Here is a 16,237-nt window from a genome sequence, read left to right on the forward strand (position 1 = left end):
AATGTTACCAACAGGATCAAAACGTGGAAGGAAACGGAGGTATCTTTTCCTAAGAATACAGGACCCACTACACCCTGACCGTTGGGTGCAGGTTTCTAGCGGCTAAACCGTTGGGTAAACATTGGTTGCCTCTCGCAATTGATGTCACGACCTGCATTGTTCTGGGCGCATATTTGAGTTTCGTTGCTCCGTCCGACTCGTCCATCTGCTTGTGTTTGCACCATTGCGTGTGAACGAATTCGATCCGCGCGCCAGATATCTCCGAGGTGTTGTATTGGCCCACCGCTGGGATTCCGCAAGCCATACACGTAGACAATGGGCGCGTTTCCGCAGCGAAACCTTCCATTTGACCTGCTCAGATTGGGGTATCTCCGTCAAGTAAAGGCCACTGGGTCGAGCGCATTACGGCGACGATATCGAACGCCTGATTAGGACGACCATGGAGGCCGTTCATCTACTTTAGGAAGAACGCAATCATCCCCCAAGGATAAGGGGAAATGCGACGGCTCCGGCACTGCGTCGATGACATTGGAGGAGTTCGAAGACTGGCTGCACCCGGAGATATGCCGTTATCACAACACCCGTCACAGCGGGTTGCGGCGAGCACCGATGGCAGCTTGGGCGATCCTCAGTTCTGGTGACGCAGACAGAAAAGTTTTTGATGCCTAGGCGTTTCGCATCAGCGAACTTTCTTTTGAATGTCGTCAGTTGGCGCGACGCATTCAGTCCCATGATCGGTCGTGGTAACGATCAAGCACGAACCCCGCTATATGTCCCGGATCTGGACTGTAAATGACGATAGAACGAACCTAGTTACGCGCTACAAGAACCTGTCGCGTCCCAGAATTCACCTTGGCGCGGTGCGCGCGGACCTGAAAATAGGCGTGTAATGGCGAGCCGATCCCGGAGGCAATGCTGTTTCAGATTATTGAAGAACAAAGATGTTTCGCGTGAGCTGTTCCACTTCATCGCCTACCACCTGCTTCAGCTCAATCTCACATAGAAACTTGGAAATCTCTTCGTCTGATGGTTGCTTCTTCGCTCTGCCAAATCCCCGTCTCGCACTCGGTGTATTTGCATAGTTTTAGAGGGCTAGGGCTAATGTGTGCTTGTTGCTCGAGTATAGACTCTTTTCCAGATTTAGAGTCAAAACAGGTATTGAAACCGAGCTAACAACCGACCAGCAAATATGAAATCTCAGATGGAAGTTCTCGATCAAGGATCAGCCTGACGCATGTGCCTGCCTACCCTCACGCTTTGCAGAACCTGCCGCGACGCGGATTCCACCCTTTATAATCAGCTAGCCGCAACGCTGGAGGCATCGGGGGTGCAAGCCGAGTTGCAGCAAGTAGATTGCATGTCCGGTTGTCGCCGACCACAGACGTTGGCGGTGCGACAAAGCGGCAAGACCGCCTATCTGTTCGGAGAGATTACTGCAGTCGATCTTCCGGACATAATGATTTTCATGCGGATGTATGAGGACAGTACTGACGGCGACTTCGCTGACGCCAGGAAGCTAGGTAAGCTACGTTTCAAGGCGATTGCACGTATACCGGCACAAAAAAGATAGCCCACATGCAACTTGCCGGCCAAAACTCCGGTGTGGAGTTTTCAGCTTACAGTTTGTGTTTTTCGACTTAGCCTGCACTTAGCGGCTAAAATCTAAACCAATCCTGCCATTACTTAAGATTAACCGCTGCAGAATGCTATGATGTCGCTTTCGTACTTGACGGAACGCAGCACTATGGAAGAATAAAGGCTTCTACGGTGTCCAAAGGTGCTTACGCACTGGGACTGAAACGGGAATGAGGACGGTGCATTAAACTACTGCACTGAAGCCTTGACCGCCCCGCGACTGTGAGCGGCGAGCGGCCTTCCAATACCACTGGCGTAATGGCGCCGGGAAGGGGGAAGTCTGCTGTGACCTGCGAGTCAGGAGACCGGCCGTAGAATGGACACAACTTATGCCGTCGGGTGTGACGGTGAGGAGGATTAAAATGACGACAAAAACGATCAAGGCATCCGCCGCTGGCGCATCCTTTCTGCCTGCAGTATTCGCCGTGGTTCTGGGTCTGGGGATCATTACCGTGACTGGCCATGTTCAGGCTTCTGGCCTGCATGACGCGGCTCATGATGTGCGCCACGCAACTGGCTTCCCCTGCCACTAAGACAATGTTCAGTCGTATTCTGACCAGCGGCTTGTTCGCTGGTGCTGCAGCGGGGCTGATTGCCGCCCTTCTGCAGTTGTATTTCGTGCAGCCCGTGCTACTTCACGCCGAGCTCTATGAAGGCGGCGACCTGGTACATTTTGGCGCTGATCCGGTAACTGCGCATCCCGACCTGCCCGGCATGTTCGCCGAGCCGATGCGCGATGGTCTCAGCATTATCTTCACCACGCTTACGTACACTGGTTATGCGCTAGTCCTGGCGGCTTTGATGTCGGTAGCCGAACGTCAGGGGCATGAAATCAACGGCCGCACCGGCCTGCTTTGGGGTCTTGCGGGCTTTGTCGCCTTCCACTTTGCTCCTGGCTTGTCGCTGGCTCCAGAAGTTCCCGGAGTGGCGGCAGCAGATGTCGGAGAGCGTCAGATCTGGTGGACGGTCACCGTTGCCGCAGCCGGCGTGGCCATGTGGCTGATTGCCTTTGGAGGTAACCTGGTAAGCTACCTGATTGCGGCCGTGCTGCTAATGGTACCGCATATTATCGGGGCCCCTGAGCCCGACAGTTTCTCTGGGCCGGTTCCGACCGAGATCGGGGCGCTTTTGCTGCCCGGGCCTTCGGCATCGGCATGGCCGCCTGGGCACTCTTGGGCAGTTTCACCGGCTACTTCTGGCAGACAGAAGGCAAGCGCGCAGGCGCTGCAGTCTGATCGCGCTCCTCCATTGCTACCCCGCTGGTTACACCGGCGGGGCTCTTTATTGAGGATGACAAGATGTCCCGTTCTCTCGCTCTCTTTGCCATCGGACTTGTCTTTGGCGGCGGTGCTGGCTTTGTGATTGCCGCCAGCAGCGGTAGCACCTTTGAGAGCCATGATCATACTGACCCGGCCCAACATGGCGGCAACATGGAGATGGCAGCGCACGACCACTCCGCGGCCACTAATCTACCTGCCGACAGCGACGCCCCCAGTGTGGCGATCCAGATGATTAAGGATCCTATGGCGGGCTGGAATCTGCGTGTGACACCGCAGAACTTTCGCTTTGCTCCGGAAAATGCTTCCTCGGCTGACGTTCCAGGCGAAGGTCACGCGCATGTTTATATCAACGGCGAAAAGCTGGGCCGCCTTTATGCCAATTGGTTACACCTTCCGTCGCTCCCCGATGGCAATGTTGAGGTAAAAGTTTCTCTCAATGGCAACAGCCACAGCCCTCTGATGGTTGAGGGTGTGCCCGTAGAGGCCAAAGTGACCGTCCAGCCTGACGGCGATGACTCCTGAGTGACATTCCTGGCTGAGAAGACAACTACGTGGGTTCAGCAGGTCAAAGCGGCAAGTACAGCGTGCGTGCGGGTTTTTGCCGCTCTGTATCCAAGAACAGACAAGCTGTTGCAAAGCACCGCAGAACATGAAGGCTTGCGATAGAGTACTCTTGGTCCGGCAGTTGCGGATGCACTGGAAAACTGAGCATGGGGAAGGCAGATATGACAAAACCCACTTTAGCTCAGGAACGGTTTTCGGAAAAGATACCGGTTTATCTATCGATAGCCGGTTTCATATGCAGTTACTTTGTCTCTACCGCTACATTGCAAGCCTCTGAGCTTCCCTTCATCGATCTTGATAGAAAGATTGAAGCGCCGTCGGGGGCCAAATCACTATGCAATGATTACTCTTGGGCGTGCGCGAAAACTCGTAGTTCTGGACTGTCCGAGGCGCAGGAAAAGCAGATCGTTAAAACGATCAACATGCGCGTCAATCGGAGGATTCGCGCCGTTTCGGATCAAAGCCAATATGGTACAAAGGAGTACTGGACCCTGCCGACACATGGATCAGGAGATTGCGAAGACTTCGCTTTGCAAAAGAAGTTTGAACTTGTGCAGAACGGTTTGGATCCTACGAAGCTACTAATTGCAACTGTCTTGGACACCAATCGCAGTGGCCATGCTGTTCTAGTCTATCGCTCGAGTGAAGGCGATTTGGTTCTGGACAATGTTACCAACAGGATCAAAACGTGGAAGGAAACAAAGTATCTATTCCTTCGAATACAGGACCCGATTCACCCTGACCGTTGGGTGCAGATTGCTAACGGCTAAAAGTAAATGTGGCGCGCCACAATAAGCACTGGCCCTTTAACTTCTGGTTCTTTGCGGCGTTCAGTTGAGGTCTCCGCTTTTTCTTTCGATCAGACTTCACCGTGTAAGTAACCGGCCTGCGGCGGCAACACTGGAAAGCGCGATTTTGGCGCCGTTCACGATGCCCGGTTCGATATGCACTTTCTTTCTCCCAAAGCCTCACCCGGCGCCTAACGGTAGATCTCCTGACTCGCGACTGAACGCTCACGGAAATGGGTCATTTACGGAATTGGCACCATTGAGCTCACCGCGCCGATTCCCCGTCTTATTCCTTTGGCTTGCATCGCCGGAAATCGAAAACATGTAAGCCCAATTGGCCCGAAGCTGCGTATTTGAGCGTCAGGTGGAACAAGAGAATAAGATGTGTAACTTTGGTCATTCGCGGCACCACGCATGAGCTTACGCAGAGCGGACAAAACAGTCTTTCGCAGCGACTAAAGCAATGTCCGCTCATAGTTTAGTGATCGTGGTGACACAGTTTATGATCGGCAAGAGACGCGAGTACATAGCAGTTCTCTGACCCCCCCTCGTTATCACAGCCCTTCGAAATCCGAATTAGCTCTTTTTCAAGTGCCCGTAGTCGTTTGATCTTTGCTCTTACTTCGGAAAGTTGTGAGACGGCGATGTCCGTCGCGGCTTGGCATGAACAATCCGGGTGGCCTTGAAGCACAATCAATTCGGAGATCGCTTCAATTGAGAAACCAAGATCGCGCGCATGTTTGATGAAACTTACACGCTCCAGCCCTGCCATATCGTAGCGCCGTTGGGCGCCTTCGGTGCGTTCTGGTGCGGCAAGTAGGCCCATCTCCTCATAGTAGCGGATAGTCGGAACTTTGACCTTCGTGCGCTTGGAAAGCTCCCCGATAGAAAACATGAAAATACCTCTTGAACCTCTAGTAACTAGAGACACTACACTATGGTTACGACAGATACAAAAAGGCTTCCCAATGTCAGGATGTTGCGCACACAACGCCAAATTCGACGGGGTATCAGACGACTACAAAAGGCGGCTGTGGATTGTCATTGCTCTGAACGCGGCGATGTTCGTCGTCGAGATGACTGCTGGTCACTATGCAAAGTCTCAGGCACTTCAGGCCGACGCTCTAGACTTCCTTGGGGATGCTTTGACCTACGGTATCTCGCTGGCAGTGATCGGGGCTTCAATCCGTGCACGCACCAATGCCGCTCTGGCCAAAGGGGTGAGCTTGCTGCTGATGGGTCTTTGGGTGTTTGGATCGACCGTGTACCGGGTGTTCTATGTCGGAGTGCCGGAGGCCGAGATCATGGGCATCGTTGGCTTTTTCGCTCTTATGACCAATCTCGCAAGTGTTCTCTTGCTCGTCCGTTACAAGGACGGCGATGCAAATGTGCGCTCTGTCTGGCTATGTTCGCGTAATGACGCCATTGGCAATGTGGCCGTTATGTTTGCAGCTTTAGGCGTCTGGGGCACAGCTAGCGGTTGGCCTGACCTGATTGTTGCGGCGGTCATGGCAACGTTGTTTCTTTCCTCTGCTTTCCAGATCGTGCGCCAAGCGCTCGCCGAGCGCCGGGAAGTTGGCGAACATCAGCATGTTTGACGTGGATCATGACCTTTGATCTCGAATGATGCGAAATTGACTCAATTGAGTTGGAAATACAAAGGGCTCTCACTATGGACCTGAAACGCCGCCAAGTACTGACTTACGCCGCTGGCTTTGCCAGCACAGTACCATTTGCCGTGTTTGCGCAAGACACGCCTTCCATCCATGTTCTCAAGGATCCGAACTGCGGCTGTTGCCAGGTTTGGATCGACATCCTACGGCAGGAAGGCTTTCGCGTTACCGAGGAGCGCAGCTTTGGAACACAGCTTGTCCGCCACAAATTGGACAACGGCATTCCCGAAGAAATGATGTCCTGCCACACAGGCGAGATCGATGGCTATATGATCGAGGGGCATGTGCCTGTTGCCGACATTCGTCGTCTGCTGGAGGAGCAACCCAATGCTGTTGGACTTGCTGTTCCTGACATGCCCTACGGTTCCCCTGGGATGGGGCCGGAAGATCGTCGTGAGGCCTACGACGTGTTTTTGATCCTCAAGGACGGTAGCACCGAGGTGTTCAAGAGTTACGAAGCGGCCTGAGGCGACGTTCATCGAGCGGAAACAGTAAGGAGGAGAAGATGACGAAGCTTGGATTACGCACTCTTGCCTTGAGCGTTCTGTCTATCACCATTGCTACAGTGGGTTGCGCACAACAACAACGAGGAGATTGGTGGGGTCACGGGCCAATGGGATCTAACCACATGAGGTCTGAGCACATGCGTGGTTGGGGGCACGGCAATATGGGGCCTGGCCAGCAGCAGCGCATGCAACGACATTGGACGTATATGAACGAGGACGTGCCCGCAGCCTACCGCGGGGCTCGGAGCACCATTCGTGCAACGCCCGAGAATGTTTCGGAGGGCAAGACGCTATACACGGAAAACTGCGCAAGCTGTCATGGAGCTGAGGGCTTGGGCGATGGTGAAGCCGGACGTTCGCTCGTGCCCTCTCCCGCTCTCCTACGGTGGTTCGTTCAGATGCCGATGTCGGGGGACGAGTACCTTCTTTGGGCAATTTCCGAGGGCGGCGAACGCTTCGGAACAGACATGCCAGCCTTCAAGGAAGCGCTGAGCGAAGAAGACATTTGGAAGATCATCGTTTATATGCGTGCGGGGTTCCCTTGATCTGTCGTCAATCTGTTGGTTTTTGATGAGTGTTTTTGCTGTCGATACAATGACGACAATTCTCAGCAGGCATAAAGCTGACAATGCGCCATTCTAGTAAGTTTCACGGAAGCAGACATTTATGTACGTCGCAGCACGAGCAGGTTAGGGCTCTATCGTTTAATCCGCCGCGCCATGAGCGAACGGCGGCTGTCAGTATCGCGTCACAAAAAGGTAGACCCGTAGGAGACATGCGAATGTGACGAATTATGCTGTCTCAAATGGGTCGATTTCTCCCTAATGTGACAGTCTTCAAGCCTCGCAGACTCAAAAGTTACACATCATAGCTGCGTGTTCACGTCGTGTTCCTCATAACGCCCAAATACGCAGCTTAGGGCCAATTGGGCTATGTAGCGGCTACAATAGAAATTTCGGTTCTTGCAGTTGTATTTATTACCAAATCCAAAGCAAACTCGATCAAAGCAGTGGTTGCGCAACCGGCAACATGATCGACTGGATAAACCAAGTGTTGCCTAAAACCTCTTGAAGCTCTAGCTGCTAGAGGCTTTAAGACTCGAATTTGATCGCAAAAAGGCGATGCAACCACATTACACTTGTGAACCAGGACGAGGCTTATGCTGACACGGCGCCATTTCATTCAATCAACCACAGCACTGTTCTCGGCGTCTGCGGCCAGTCCATTGATCGCCAAAACATGGCCAACCTCGTCGCAAAAGACCTATTGGGACAGCCAGGTCACGCCATTTGATTACGATCCAGCGACCTCAAATCCATGGGGCGTTCATGACCGTTTTTTACCACGACGTGTCGTAGCAAATGATGGTTTGGTTCCTGGTGACATCCATGTCGATGCCGTCGCGCGCTATCTTTACCATATCGAGGAAGGCGGGACAGCAATGCGCTATGGCGTAGCGATCGCGCGTGGAATCTTTACGAGCCCGGTACCTATGCTATCCGGCGCAAGGTCGAGTGGCCACATTGGACGCCAACGGCTTCAATGATCGAGCGCAACCCCGAATACGCGGAATTCCGGGATGGCATGGAACCCGGGCCAAGTAATGCTCTCGGCTCTCGAGCTCTCTACCTATACGTTGGGGGTCGAGATACATATCTCAGAATTCACGGCACACCTCAGCCCAGAAGCATCGGTGGTCGCGCAAGTTCTGGATGTGTGAGAATGATCATGGCTCATATCAATGATCTCTACCCAAATGTAAAAATCGGCTCGACCGCTTTTCTATACTCGGCCGAAGATAGCGTCAAAGCCCGCTCTTAAATATTGGGCAGCGTATACGGACTTCGCTGCTCTCTTTTTTGATCAGGCGTCGCGCGCAGCGCAGATCGGAGCGCCATTCGTCGCGCGCAGTGGTACCAATGTCGTCTCGACAGGTCCGCTGTGCTCATACCAGAAGCAATTGTCATCTGGTAAAAGGCGTGCCGTAGCCAGATCCTGCCCCGGCCCTGCCAGCGCAACGACCGAATCTGGCAGATTGCCTGGTTCGAGTGCTTTACTCTTGCCCTCTGTGAATTGGGCTGAGCAACCGGCAGTAATCGAGACTAACGTGATGGTAATTGCGATCCGTTTCAGCATTGACCTGTTCCAAATTTTTTTACGTCTTCTGCAACTAGGTTGCACCCACACGGCCAGCCCGCAAGAAGGAATGAAGCATCAATATCGCGGGCAACGAACCGGATTGAAAAAGATTGAAAAAGGTATTGAAGCTCTAGTTGCTGTAGGAACTATTTGCAAAGGACCGCAGAGATTCTTGAGGTCTAACTATGTCATCCGATACCCACAACCACGACCATGGCCACGAAAATATACAAGGTCACAACGCGTGCGGCAGTAGCGGGTGTGGTGACATCGCGCCCTCCGGTCCGATTCCCGAAGGTGGCAGAAGCTTTCAGGTCTCTGGCCTAGATTGCGCCGAAGAGGTTGCGATCCTGAACCGGGTTATCGGCCCGAAAGTTGGTGGTGAAGAGCATCTCGCTTTTGATGTCATCAACGGTCGAATGACGCTTCTTGAAAGTTCTGCCAAGATATCTGACGAAGATGTCATGCTGCTGGTTGCCAGCACCGGTATGACCGCCAAACCTTGGGATGACGGAAATGCCGCCCAGGATCAGGCGACGCATATTGCGCGGCAGCGGCGGTTCACCGCACTCAGCGGAGGGTTTTGGGCGGCAGGTTTTGGTTGGCACATTTTCGAAACAGGCATGGGCGGTGCGCTCGGGCTGTTTTCGGGACATGGTGAGGTTCCGATGCCTTTAGCCGAGGCCTCTTTGTTCGCAGTCGCGATCTTGTTTGGCGTCTGGCTGGTGGCCCCCAAGGCCTGGTCTTCGGCGCATCGACTTTCGCCGGATATGAACCTTCTGATGGTTGTTGCCGTCGCTGGTGCCATCGCTCTGGGTGAGTTTTTGAAGCGGCAACTGTGGCTTTTTCTTTTCGCTCTCTCTTTATCTGGAAAGCTGGAGTGTCGGACGTGCTCGGAACGCGGTATCCGCGCTGCTTGATCTGGCCCCCCCGACGGTTCGGCTGGTTCGTGCTGACGGCTCAGAGGCAACGGTCCCGGCGGCGGATGTCTTTGTCGGCGACAGCTTCATCGTTCGGGGTGGGGATCGCATTCCACTTGACGGCGAAGTCATCGAAGGGGCGGGTGCCGTTGACCAGGCTCCAATCACAGGTGAAAGCGCGCTGATTCCCAAAGAGCTGGGTGATGAGGTCTATGCCGGCACAATCAATGGTGAAGGCACCCTCAAAATACGTGCAACGAAAACAGCGTCCGATACCGTGCTTGCCAAGATCATCCGGATGGTCGGTGATGCTCATGCTCGCCGTGCGCCGGTTGAGCAGTGGGTTACGAAATTTGCGCGAATCTATACGCCCATCGTTATGGTCGTCGCAGTGGCTATCGCCCTGATCCCGCCGCTTGCATTTGGCGCATCGTGGGGCTTCTGGTTTTACAATGCACTTGTTCTTCTGGTTATCGCCTGCCCCTGTGCACTCGTCATTTCGACGCCGGTTTCAATCGTTGCGGCTTTGACCGCTTCGGCCCGGGCCGGGGTTCTGATTAAGGGCGGTGCATATATCGAAGCCCCCGGGCGTACCTCCGCACTGGCCATGGACAAGACCGGCACGATCACCATGGGCGAGCCCGAAGTGGCCAATGTGTATCCGCTGGGCGACGCATCCGAGCAGGAGCTGTTGGCAAGCGCTGCCAGCCTTGAGGTTCGATCTTCACACCCGCTGGCCCGCGCCATTTTGACCAGGGCAGAACAGACCGACATTTCGATATCGGCGGCTGCAGACATCCAGACCGTTCCCGGTCGTGGTCTGGACGGCCGCACCGAGCGCGGAGGTATCTGGCTTGGCTCCGACCGCTTCGCTGAAGAGAAGGGCTTTGGCGCGTCCATCCCTGCCGAATTGCGCAACCAAATTGAGAGCGCGGGAAGCACACTTGTGGTTGTCGGGGATGAGAACGGAGTCACCGGCTTGCTTGAGCTGCGGGACCGCATTCGCCCCGAAGCCCGAAACATTGTGGCCCGGCTCCACGCGCAGGGCGTGAAGTCGATCATCATGCTGACAGGTGACAACGAACAAACCGCGAGAGCGGTGGCAGCCGAAGTCGGTATCGACGAAGTCCGGGCTCAGCTTCTACCGGAAGACAAGGTCGCTGCGATTGAGGAACTGGCAGAACAGCACGAGATGGTTGCGATGATCGGCGATGGCGTCAACGACGCGCCTGCGATGGCTCGGGCACATTATGCAGTTGCGATGGGTGCAGTTGGGTCTGATGCTGCGATTGAGACCGCAGACATTGCTCTGATGACTGATGACATCGCTAAAGTACCCTGGCTGATCGACCATTCACGTCGAACCATGTCGATCATCCGTCAGAACATCGGCTTCTCACTTGCGACCAAAGCATTGTTTGTCACTCTGACGGGTTTTGGTTTGGCGTCCATGTGGGGGGCAATCGCCGCGGATGTCGGAGTGTCCTTGCTGGTCGTGGCCAATGCCTTACGGCTTCTGAAAGCTCCGGAAGATCACACCGCCCAGACTGCGGCAAATACCCTTGGCTCGCAGGGAATAGGCGCTGCGACCACATAAGAGTGGAAGCCGGACTTCAAGGTGTCCGGCTTTCGCCTCGCTTACTGGCGCGTTACATCAGGCGCACAACTGCGATCGAAAGAAAAAACGCCACCAGGCCAAAAGCGATGGCATATCCTGTAGCGTATTGAAGAATATCAAGGCTGTTGCCATTCCGGCGCTTTGCCAGGACCCCACCCCAAACGGCGCCAACCAAGGCCCCCGCGATTGCCATCATTTTACATCCTCTGATTTGGTTCTTCTGGAGTGCAGTCCGCTTCAGGCGCGCATACCTGCAAACTGATAGCCGCGCTCCTGAAGCCGTTTTAAGAAACTCTCACGAACTAGATTCGCGTTTTTTTGCGACGGGATTGCCCAGCTGTTCCTCAAGCTGTGCCCGAGCATTTCTTAAGCGTTTTCGCGCTGCTTCGCTTTCAACCTCGTTGTTCGCAGCGGCAGCAAGTCGATCGTCAGAAAGCGGGTCCGTTGGGCGCCCGTCAACCAATACTTCATAATGAAGATTGGGGCCGGTCGCAGTGCCGCTCGACCCGACACGGCCAACCATCTCGCCAGCCTCCACGCGCTGACCTTTGGATAGACCTTCGGCGGTTGCGCTAAGATGCGTATATCGCGTGACCGTGTCCGATCCATGAGCGATTTCCACCACACGCCCATACCCCCCGCGCCAACCAACATAGGATACCCGGCCCGGAGCTGTCGCATGTACCGGCGTGCCGCGTGCAGCAGCAAAATCGACACCTGTATGCATCCGCACATTGCCGTAGACCGGGTGTTTTCGCCGACCAAAGACTGAACTCAGGCGCGCGCCTTCGACGGGTTGGGCAAAGACACGAAGAAGTTCACCATCAACATAGATCGTGGCGCGACCGTTGTCGTCGTCTGGCCATGCTATTTCGTAAAGCCGATCATCAACTTCCAGCGCCGCAAAAATGAGCTCGGACTGGCCTACCTTCTCGCCATCAATGCTCTTTTCACGCCAGAGAAGCCGAAGCGTTTCGCCACCGGTCAGATCGCGTCGAAAATCCACTGTGCCGCTCAGCATTTGAGCGAGATCCACCGCAAAACGAACCGGGATCTTTGCGCTGCTCAGAGCATTTGAGATCGAAGTTTCGATCTCTGTTTTGCGGGCCAGAATGACAGTGTCGGGTTCCGGTGAGACCACGCGCGTGGACAACGTCTCGCTAAGTGTCACTTCAATTCTCACGCCATCGTCCACGGCGAGCTCCACACTCCGCAGTTGATCCGCTGCCGTTGCAACGACTGTTATCGAGTGACCCGGCCGCAAGCGCCGCAAGTCGTATTCAGCGCCAAGTGCAAGTGCGATTTCGGCGCGATCGGTTGCGTCGATCCCCGCGTCAGACAGCATACTGTCGAGTGTGTCACCCACTGCAAGCTCGCGCGTCCATGTTCGTGAAGGTGGTTCAACAGGTGGCAAAGGTTCCTCTGCCTGAATGGGTTCCGGCTGAGCAGGTCGATCGATACGGGGCTTGGAGCGAGTTCTGCCGATGGTACGTTCAGCAACGGAGCCGATGTGATCTGCGGTTCCGCAGGAAGTTTGGGCACCTGAAAGACCGTGGGCGCAGGCGCCGTCATTTCAGACCTGTTCGAGGCAATGAACATGATCGAAGCAATCGAGACGCTGCTGATCGCGATCGCCGAGGTTGCTAGAAATCGTGCGTTCATGATGTTGTATCCGCTCCACTTTTCAAAGCGCGGCGGATCTTGGGTACAGCGAATTCTTTCTGCTCATGATAGTCGATGGTGCTGACAAATTCGCCTGTGGGGCTAAACAGAAATACACTTGCAGTGTGGTTCATTGTGTAGTCGCCATCTTCCATTGGAACTTTTTCATAAGTGGCGCGAAAATCGTCCGCGGCCTGAGCGATTTGGTCCGAAACGCCGACCCATCCGCGAATTGCCGGATGAAAGTAGCTGACATAATCGGCCATGGCTTCAACGGTGTCTCTTTCAGGGTCTACAGTTATGAACACGACGTTCACCTCATCCGCGTCATTGCCCAGATCATCCAGCCAGAGGGAAATATCTGAGAGTGTCGTCGGGCAAACATCCGGACAGTAGGTAAAGCCGAAGAACACCATTGTTGCACGTCCGACCAGCGATTGCGGGGTGACGGTAGTCCCTTCGTGATCGACCATGCGAAAACTCATGCCCGACAACGCAAGGGGACGAAGGCGATCAGATTGAGCCGCTCCCGGCCCATCCACTTGCCACCATCCAGCAAAGAGTGTCAGGCCGATTACACCAAGTCCAGCAGCCCCGAATTTGAGAACGCGTCGCCGCTGCATCAGTTCCCAGGGCCTCGCGCAGCAATGCCAAATATCGGCACGTTGACAGTCTTTTCTGCGCCATCGGCAAAGATAAGAGTCAGCGTAAAGCTCTCGCCTTCGGTCATAGGGCGTTGCAGCCGCATGAGCATTGCGTGGAGCCCGCCCGGCTCAAGCGCTACGGAACCGCCCGGCGCAATTTCCAGCTCGCCAGCTGGTGCCATGGAACTGACGCCCTCTGCATTGGTCGATGTCTGATGGATCTCGGGCATCATCGCAAGATCGGTGCGGATAGACGTCAGCGTTACGGCCTCGTTGCCGGTGTTGCGGATCGTCATGTAAGCGACGCCAGGTCGGTTGGTACCAATAGAAGCGCGCGACCAGGCATCTTCAACGACAACATCATCGACCCCTGCCAGTACCGGTGCCGATAGAATGGCCGTCAGACCGAATGCACTTAGCATTCCTGCTGGAAATGTATTTTTTGCAGTGAGTCTCATAGTACCTCTCGCTACTGCTCAGCTTTGCAGTGCTGCAACTTCTGCAGCGACCAGGCGTCTCAATTCAGCCTCACCAAACGGATCCAGAGATTTGCCATTGACGAAGAATGTCGGAGTTTGCCGTATACCGACCGCTTCGACATCAGCGCGATCCTGATTGAGCACACCGACTGTCTGGGGTGCGAGCATTTGTGCCTGCGCGGCCTCGGCATCCAGTCCCGCTGCTGCTGCAATTCGAATAATAAGACCAGGTTCAGGCGCACCATGCGCGGCCCATTTGGGCTGCTCTCGCAACACGGCTTCCAGCACTGGTTCAAAGACCCCCTGCATGCGTGCCGCTTCAAGCACGCGGATCGCCTCCTCTGAGCCCTCGCCATGGAAAGGGGTGTACCGGATCACAACGCGCACGGCGTCTCCATGCTGTGCCATGATGTCCTTCACGACCGGATGAAAGGCGCGGCAGGCTTCACAAGCCGGATCGAAAAATTCGACGATTGTAACCGGTGCGTCCTTTGGGCCGAGAACAGGCGAGTAGGAACGGATAAGTGTTTCAGCGATTTCGGGTGCGACAGGCTCGGTATTGCCTGAAGCGGTCGTTCGGTTCACGTACCAGGAAGCGGCTCCGAATCCGGCACCACCGAATGCGAGAACGGACAAAATCAGGCCACGTCTGTTCATACTTGTTTCTCCTTGAGTGAAAGGGCGCACAGAACGCCGATTAGCGCGAATGAAACGAGCGCCATCAGCGGAATCGGGATGCCCAAAACACTTTGATTTGCGTCCGTGCAGGACGGACCACTGGCCGAGCATGGTTGGATTTTTTCGGGGATTAGACCAGCATACAGGCCCATGTGCCACAAGGCGACAGCAGCGCCCCCCAATGCCAGTGCTATCCCATATCGGCCCACGTTCTGGTCCTGCCACCACAGGCCAAGCCCCAGTACGATCGCCAATGGGAACATGAACGCACGCTGGAACCAGCACAGCACACAGGGCGTCTGCCCCAGGATCTCTCCAATGAACAGAACAGAAAGAGACGCAACCAGGGCAATCGCCCAGGCCAGGCCAAGAAGTGTATCTTTGGAAAACCGGGACATGGTGCTCAGAGTCTCTGTTTCAGATCCGCAAGAATTTCTTCGGCAGGCGTGCCATATGACCAGGACTGAACGAATCCAGCGTCCTTGTTGAACAGAAACAGATGAGAGGTATGCCCCATCGTATAACCGTCCGGCGCAGTGGCTTGTTCGATCCGTTCGTAGAAAATCGGAAAGGTCTTGGACGTTTGCGCAATCTGTTCTGGCGTGCCTGTAAGCCCAATGATCCCCGCATCGAAAAGTGGTATATACTCGGCCAGGACGGTCGGAGTGTCGCGCTCGGGGTCGATGGATATGAAGATAGGTTGCACTTGGGTTGATTGATTTCCCAGACCTTCCTGCACTGCTGCCACCTCGGACAGTGTTGTAGGGCAAACGTCGGGGCAGTTGGTGAAACCGAAAAACACCAACATCCACTTGCCTGCAAAGTCGTTCTGGGTACGGACAACACCAGAGTGATCTGTCAGTTCGAACCTGGCTTCGAACGGAACAGACCCCTCCTCAATCCGCGCAGGTCTATATTCTGACCACAGCATCAGATAGGCAAATGCCACCGTTGCGACACCAGCCAGTACCCATAAGATTTTTTGAAATACGGTCAGTTTCAAAGTTAGCCGTCCGCCTGTGATTCTTGGTTCAGAACGGCATGTACACCCTCTACCTGCTAGAGGTTCAAAGGGGATTTTGAGCCTGCGGCTGGGTGTCACAGGTCCACCGTCTAGAAGGTGCTATTGTGCGGCGTCAACCCGAGCCTACATAAGCTGTAGCTTTGTAAGGAGACCCAGATGCTGACGATCGGAACGCTTGGAAAAAAGACCGGAACCAAGGTTCAGACGATCCGCTACTACGAGCAGATCGGACTTATGCCGGAACCGGGGCGCACCGAAGGTGGCCAGAGGCGTTACGGCCATGCCGAACTGGATCGCCTTGCATTCATCCGTCATTCCCGCCAATTGGGGTTTTCGCTTGAGGCGATACGCGAACTGCTTGATTTGTCCGACGATCCGGATCGCCCATGTCATGAAGCCGACAGTATCGCGCGCCGACAACTCAAACAGATTGAGCAAAGAATGGCGCGGCTAGAAGCGTTGCGGACCGAGCTAGAGCGCATGGTGCATGAATGCAGTGGCGGCAACACCTCGGATTGTCGCGTTCTCGAAGTTCTACGCGATCATTCCGAATGTCTTACTGATCACGAAGACATCGGCGCCTAACTCCGGGCAGCGTTATTGCGAACTGGAATTAGCCTCTTGAAG

Annotated in this window: 19 protein-coding genes, 2 pseudogenes and 1 riboswitch; of the genes and pseudogenes, 12 read left to right on the forward strand and 9 right to left on the reverse strand. The window is 54.8% G+C overall.

Annotation, left to right across the window (positions count from 1 at the left end; all coding sequences use genetic code 11):
* Positions 1–1,234: 1,234 nt before the first annotated feature.
* The 5 genes and pseudogenes from ACR3EH_RS21020 (at position 1,235) to ACR3EH_RS21040 (ending at position 4,249) form a co-directional block, all read left to right on the forward strand.
* The gene (locus tag ACR3EH_RS21020; protein ID WP_170481541.1) at positions 1,235–1,570 is read left to right on the forward strand and encodes a DUF1636 family protein; all 336 of its coding nucleotides are present in this window, start codon (positions 1,235–1,237) and stop codon (positions 1,568–1,570) included.
* A 178-nt stretch (positions 1,571–1,748) separates the two neighbouring features.
* Positions 1,749–1,963, forward strand: a riboswitch (cobalamin riboswitch).
* 34 nt (positions 1,964–1,997) lie between these two features.
* Positions 1,998–2,168: a CbtB domain-containing protein gene (locus tag ACR3EH_RS21025; RefSeq protein WP_170481539.1), complete on the forward strand. Its 171-nt coding sequence runs from the start codon at positions 1,998–2,000 to the stop codon at positions 2,166–2,168.
* A 4-nt stretch (positions 2,169–2,172) separates the two neighbouring features.
* Positions 2,173–2,870: pseudogene (locus ACR3EH_RS21030) on the forward strand (CbtA family protein).
* A 63-nt stretch (positions 2,871–2,933) separates the two neighbouring features.
* Complete coding sequence (locus tag ACR3EH_RS21035) at positions 2,934–3,437, forward strand: hypothetical protein (protein ID WP_171676556.1); 504 nt, start codon at positions 2,934–2,936, stop codon at positions 3,435–3,437.
* A 203-nt stretch (positions 3,438–3,640) separates the two neighbouring features.
* Complete coding sequence (locus ACR3EH_RS21040; RefSeq protein ID WP_480634869.1) at positions 3,641–4,249, forward strand: transglutaminase-like cysteine peptidase; 609 nt, start codon at positions 3,641–3,643, stop codon at positions 4,247–4,249.
* Between the two features lie 496 nt (positions 4,250–4,745).
* Here the strand turns inward: ACR3EH_RS21040 and ACR3EH_RS21045 are convergent, their stop codons facing one another.
* On the reverse strand, positions 4,746–5,162 hold the full coding sequence (locus ACR3EH_RS21045; protein ID WP_171676669.1) for a MerR family transcriptional regulator: 417 nt from the start codon (positions 5,160–5,162) through the stop codon (positions 4,746–4,748).
* Positions 5,163–5,235: 73 nt separating this feature from the next.
* Between ACR3EH_RS21045 and ACR3EH_RS21050 the strand changes: the two genes are divergently transcribed.
* From ACR3EH_RS21050 to ACR3EH_RS21065, 4 genes and pseudogenes are all read left to right on the forward strand, one after another.
* Positions 5,236–5,865 carry a cation efflux transmembrane domain-containing protein gene (locus ACR3EH_RS21050; RefSeq protein WP_171676671.1) on the forward strand — a complete coding sequence of 210 codons (630 nt, stop codon included), beginning with the start codon at positions 5,236–5,238 and terminating at the stop codon, positions 5,863–5,865.
* A gap of 74 nt (positions 5,866–5,939) precedes the next feature.
* Complete coding sequence (locus tag ACR3EH_RS21055) at positions 5,940–6,407, forward strand: DUF411 domain-containing protein (protein ID WP_171676673.1); 468 nt, start codon at positions 5,940–5,942, stop codon at positions 6,405–6,407.
* 38 nt (positions 6,408–6,445) lie between these two features.
* A complete protein-coding gene (locus ACR3EH_RS21060) occupies positions 6,446–6,991 on the forward strand; it encodes a c-type cytochrome (RefSeq protein WP_171676675.1) in 546 nt (181 codons plus the stop codon).
* Between the two features lie 614 nt (positions 6,992–7,605).
* Positions 7,606–8,267 (forward strand): annotated as a pseudogene (locus tag ACR3EH_RS21065) (L,D-transpeptidase).
* Between the two features lie 42 nt (positions 8,268–8,309).
* Here ACR3EH_RS21065 and ACR3EH_RS21070 read toward each other — a convergent pair.
* The gene (locus ACR3EH_RS21070) at positions 8,310–8,582 is read right to left on the reverse strand and encodes a hypothetical protein (protein WP_171676679.1); all 273 of its coding nucleotides are present in this window, start codon (positions 8,580–8,582) and stop codon (positions 8,310–8,312) included.
* Positions 8,583–8,770: 188 nt separating this feature from the next.
* Between ACR3EH_RS21070 and ACR3EH_RS21075 the strand changes: the two genes are divergently transcribed.
* Positions 8,771–9,505, forward strand: coding sequence for a hypothetical protein (locus ACR3EH_RS21075; protein ID WP_480634870.1), 735 nt, complete (start codon positions 8,771–8,773; stop codon positions 9,503–9,505).
* Positions 9,453–11,102, forward strand: a complete 1,650-nt coding sequence (locus tag ACR3EH_RS21080) for a heavy metal translocating P-type ATPase (RefSeq protein ID WP_480634883.1) — start codon at positions 9,453–9,455, stop codon at positions 11,100–11,102. The genes ACR3EH_RS21075 and ACR3EH_RS21080 overlap by 53 nt, the downstream gene beginning before the upstream one ends.
* Positions 11,103–11,154: 52 nt before the next feature.
* On the opposite strand, the gene ACR3EH_RS21085 is transcribed toward ACR3EH_RS21080, so the two are convergent.
* The 7 genes from ACR3EH_RS21085 to ACR3EH_RS21115 all read right to left on the reverse strand — a co-directional run bounded on the left by ACR3EH_RS21085 (position 11,155) and on the right by ACR3EH_RS21115 (position 15,589).
* Positions 11,155–11,319 carry a hypothetical protein gene (locus ACR3EH_RS21085; RefSeq protein ID WP_170481525.1) on the reverse strand — a complete coding sequence of 55 codons (165 nt, stop codon included), beginning with the start codon at positions 11,317–11,319 and terminating at the stop codon, positions 11,155–11,157.
* Positions 11,320–11,418: 99 nt separating this feature from the next.
* Entirely contained in the window at positions 11,419–12,489 is a 1,071-nt protein-coding gene (locus ACR3EH_RS21090; RefSeq protein ID WP_480634871.1) for a M23 family metallopeptidase, read from the reverse strand.
* 292 nt (positions 12,490–12,781) lie between these two features.
* Positions 12,782–13,408 carry an SCO family protein gene (locus ACR3EH_RS21095; protein WP_171676685.1) on the reverse strand — a complete coding sequence of 209 codons (627 nt, stop codon included), beginning with the start codon at positions 13,406–13,408 and terminating at the stop codon, positions 12,782–12,784.
* The gene (locus ACR3EH_RS21100; RefSeq protein ID WP_171676687.1) at positions 13,408–13,851 is read right to left on the reverse strand and encodes a copper chaperone PCu(A)C; all 444 of its coding nucleotides are present in this window, start codon (positions 13,849–13,851) and stop codon (positions 13,408–13,410) included. Before ACR3EH_RS21100 ends, ACR3EH_RS21095 begins: the two co-directional genes overlap by 1 nt.
* Positions 13,852–13,905: 54 nt before the next feature.
* A complete protein-coding gene (locus ACR3EH_RS21105; RefSeq protein ID WP_171676689.1) occupies positions 13,906–14,565 on the reverse strand; it encodes a DsbA family protein in 660 nt (219 codons plus the stop codon).
* Entirely contained in the window at positions 14,562–14,984 is a 423-nt protein-coding gene (locus ACR3EH_RS21110) for a disulfide bond formation protein B (protein WP_171676691.1), read from the reverse strand. The genes ACR3EH_RS21105 and ACR3EH_RS21110 overlap by 4 nt, the downstream gene beginning before the upstream one ends.
* Positions 14,985–14,989: 5 nt before the next feature.
* Entirely contained in the window at positions 14,990–15,589 is a 600-nt protein-coding gene (locus tag ACR3EH_RS21115; protein WP_371810752.1) for an SCO family protein, read from the reverse strand.
* 177 nt (positions 15,590–15,766) lie between these two features.
* On the opposite strand from ACR3EH_RS21115, the gene ACR3EH_RS21120 reads away from it, so the two are divergent.
* Complete coding sequence (locus ACR3EH_RS21120) at positions 15,767–16,195, forward strand: MerR family transcriptional regulator (RefSeq protein WP_170424832.1); 429 nt, start codon at positions 15,767–15,769, stop codon at positions 16,193–16,195.
* Positions 16,196–16,237: the final 42 nt, after the last annotated feature.

Source organism: Ruegeria sp. BG7, from assembly GCF_056535685.1.

Bases quoted from the DNA above. Each gene is read 5' to 3' on its own strand.
- ACR3EH_RS21020 (WP_170481541.1), top strand. From the start codon at position 1,235: ATGTGCCTGCCTACCCTCACGCTTTGCAGAACCTGCCGCGACGCGGAT.
- ACR3EH_RS21025 (WP_170481539.1), top strand. From the start codon at position 1,998: ATGACGACAAAAACGATCAAGGCATCCGCCGCTGGCGCATCCTTTCTG.
- ACR3EH_RS21035 (WP_171676556.1), top strand. From the start codon at position 2,934: ATGTCCCGTTCTCTCGCTCTCTTTGCCATCGGACTTGTCTTTGGCGGC.
- ACR3EH_RS21040 (WP_480634869.1), top strand. From the start codon at position 3,641: ATGACAAAACCCACTTTAGCTCAGGAACGGTTTTCGGAAAAGATACCG.
- ACR3EH_RS21045 (WP_171676669.1), bottom strand. From the start codon at position 5,162: ATGTTTTCTATCGGGGAGCTTTCCAAGCGCACGAAGGTCAAAGTTCCG.
- ACR3EH_RS21050 (WP_171676671.1), top strand. From the start codon at position 5,236: ATGTCAGGATGTTGCGCACACAACGCCAAATTCGACGGGGTATCAGAC.
- ACR3EH_RS21055 (WP_171676673.1), top strand. From the start codon at position 5,940: ATGGACCTGAAACGCCGCCAAGTACTGACTTACGCCGCTGGCTTTGCC.
- ACR3EH_RS21060 (WP_171676675.1), top strand. From the start codon at position 6,446: ATGACGAAGCTTGGATTACGCACTCTTGCCTTGAGCGTTCTGTCTATC.
- ACR3EH_RS21070 (WP_171676679.1), bottom strand. From the start codon at position 8,582: ATGCTGAAACGGATCGCAATTACCATCACGTTAGTCTCGATTACTGCC.
- ACR3EH_RS21075 (WP_480634870.1), top strand. From the start codon at position 8,771: ATGTCATCCGATACCCACAACCACGACCATGGCCACGAAAATATACAA.
- ACR3EH_RS21085 (WP_170481525.1), bottom strand. From the start codon at position 11,319: ATGATGGCAATCGCGGGGGCCTTGGTTGGCGCCGTTTGGGGTGGGGTC.
- ACR3EH_RS21095 (WP_171676685.1), bottom strand. From the start codon at position 13,408: ATGCAGCGGCGACGCGTTCTCAAATTCGGGGCTGCTGGACTTGGTGTA.
- ACR3EH_RS21100 (WP_171676687.1), bottom strand. From the start codon at position 13,851: ATGCTAAGTGCATTCGGTCTGACGGCCATTCTATCGGCACCGGTACTG.
- ACR3EH_RS21105 (WP_171676689.1), bottom strand. From the start codon at position 14,565: ATGAACAGACGTGGCCTGATTTTGTCCGTTCTCGCATTCGGTGGTGCC.
- ACR3EH_RS21110 (WP_171676691.1), bottom strand. From the start codon at position 14,984: ATGTCCCGGTTTTCCAAAGATACACTTCTTGGCCTGGCCTGGGCGATT.
- ACR3EH_RS21120 (WP_170424832.1), top strand. From the start codon at position 15,767: ATGCTGACGATCGGAACGCTTGGAAAAAAGACCGGAACCAAGGTTCAG.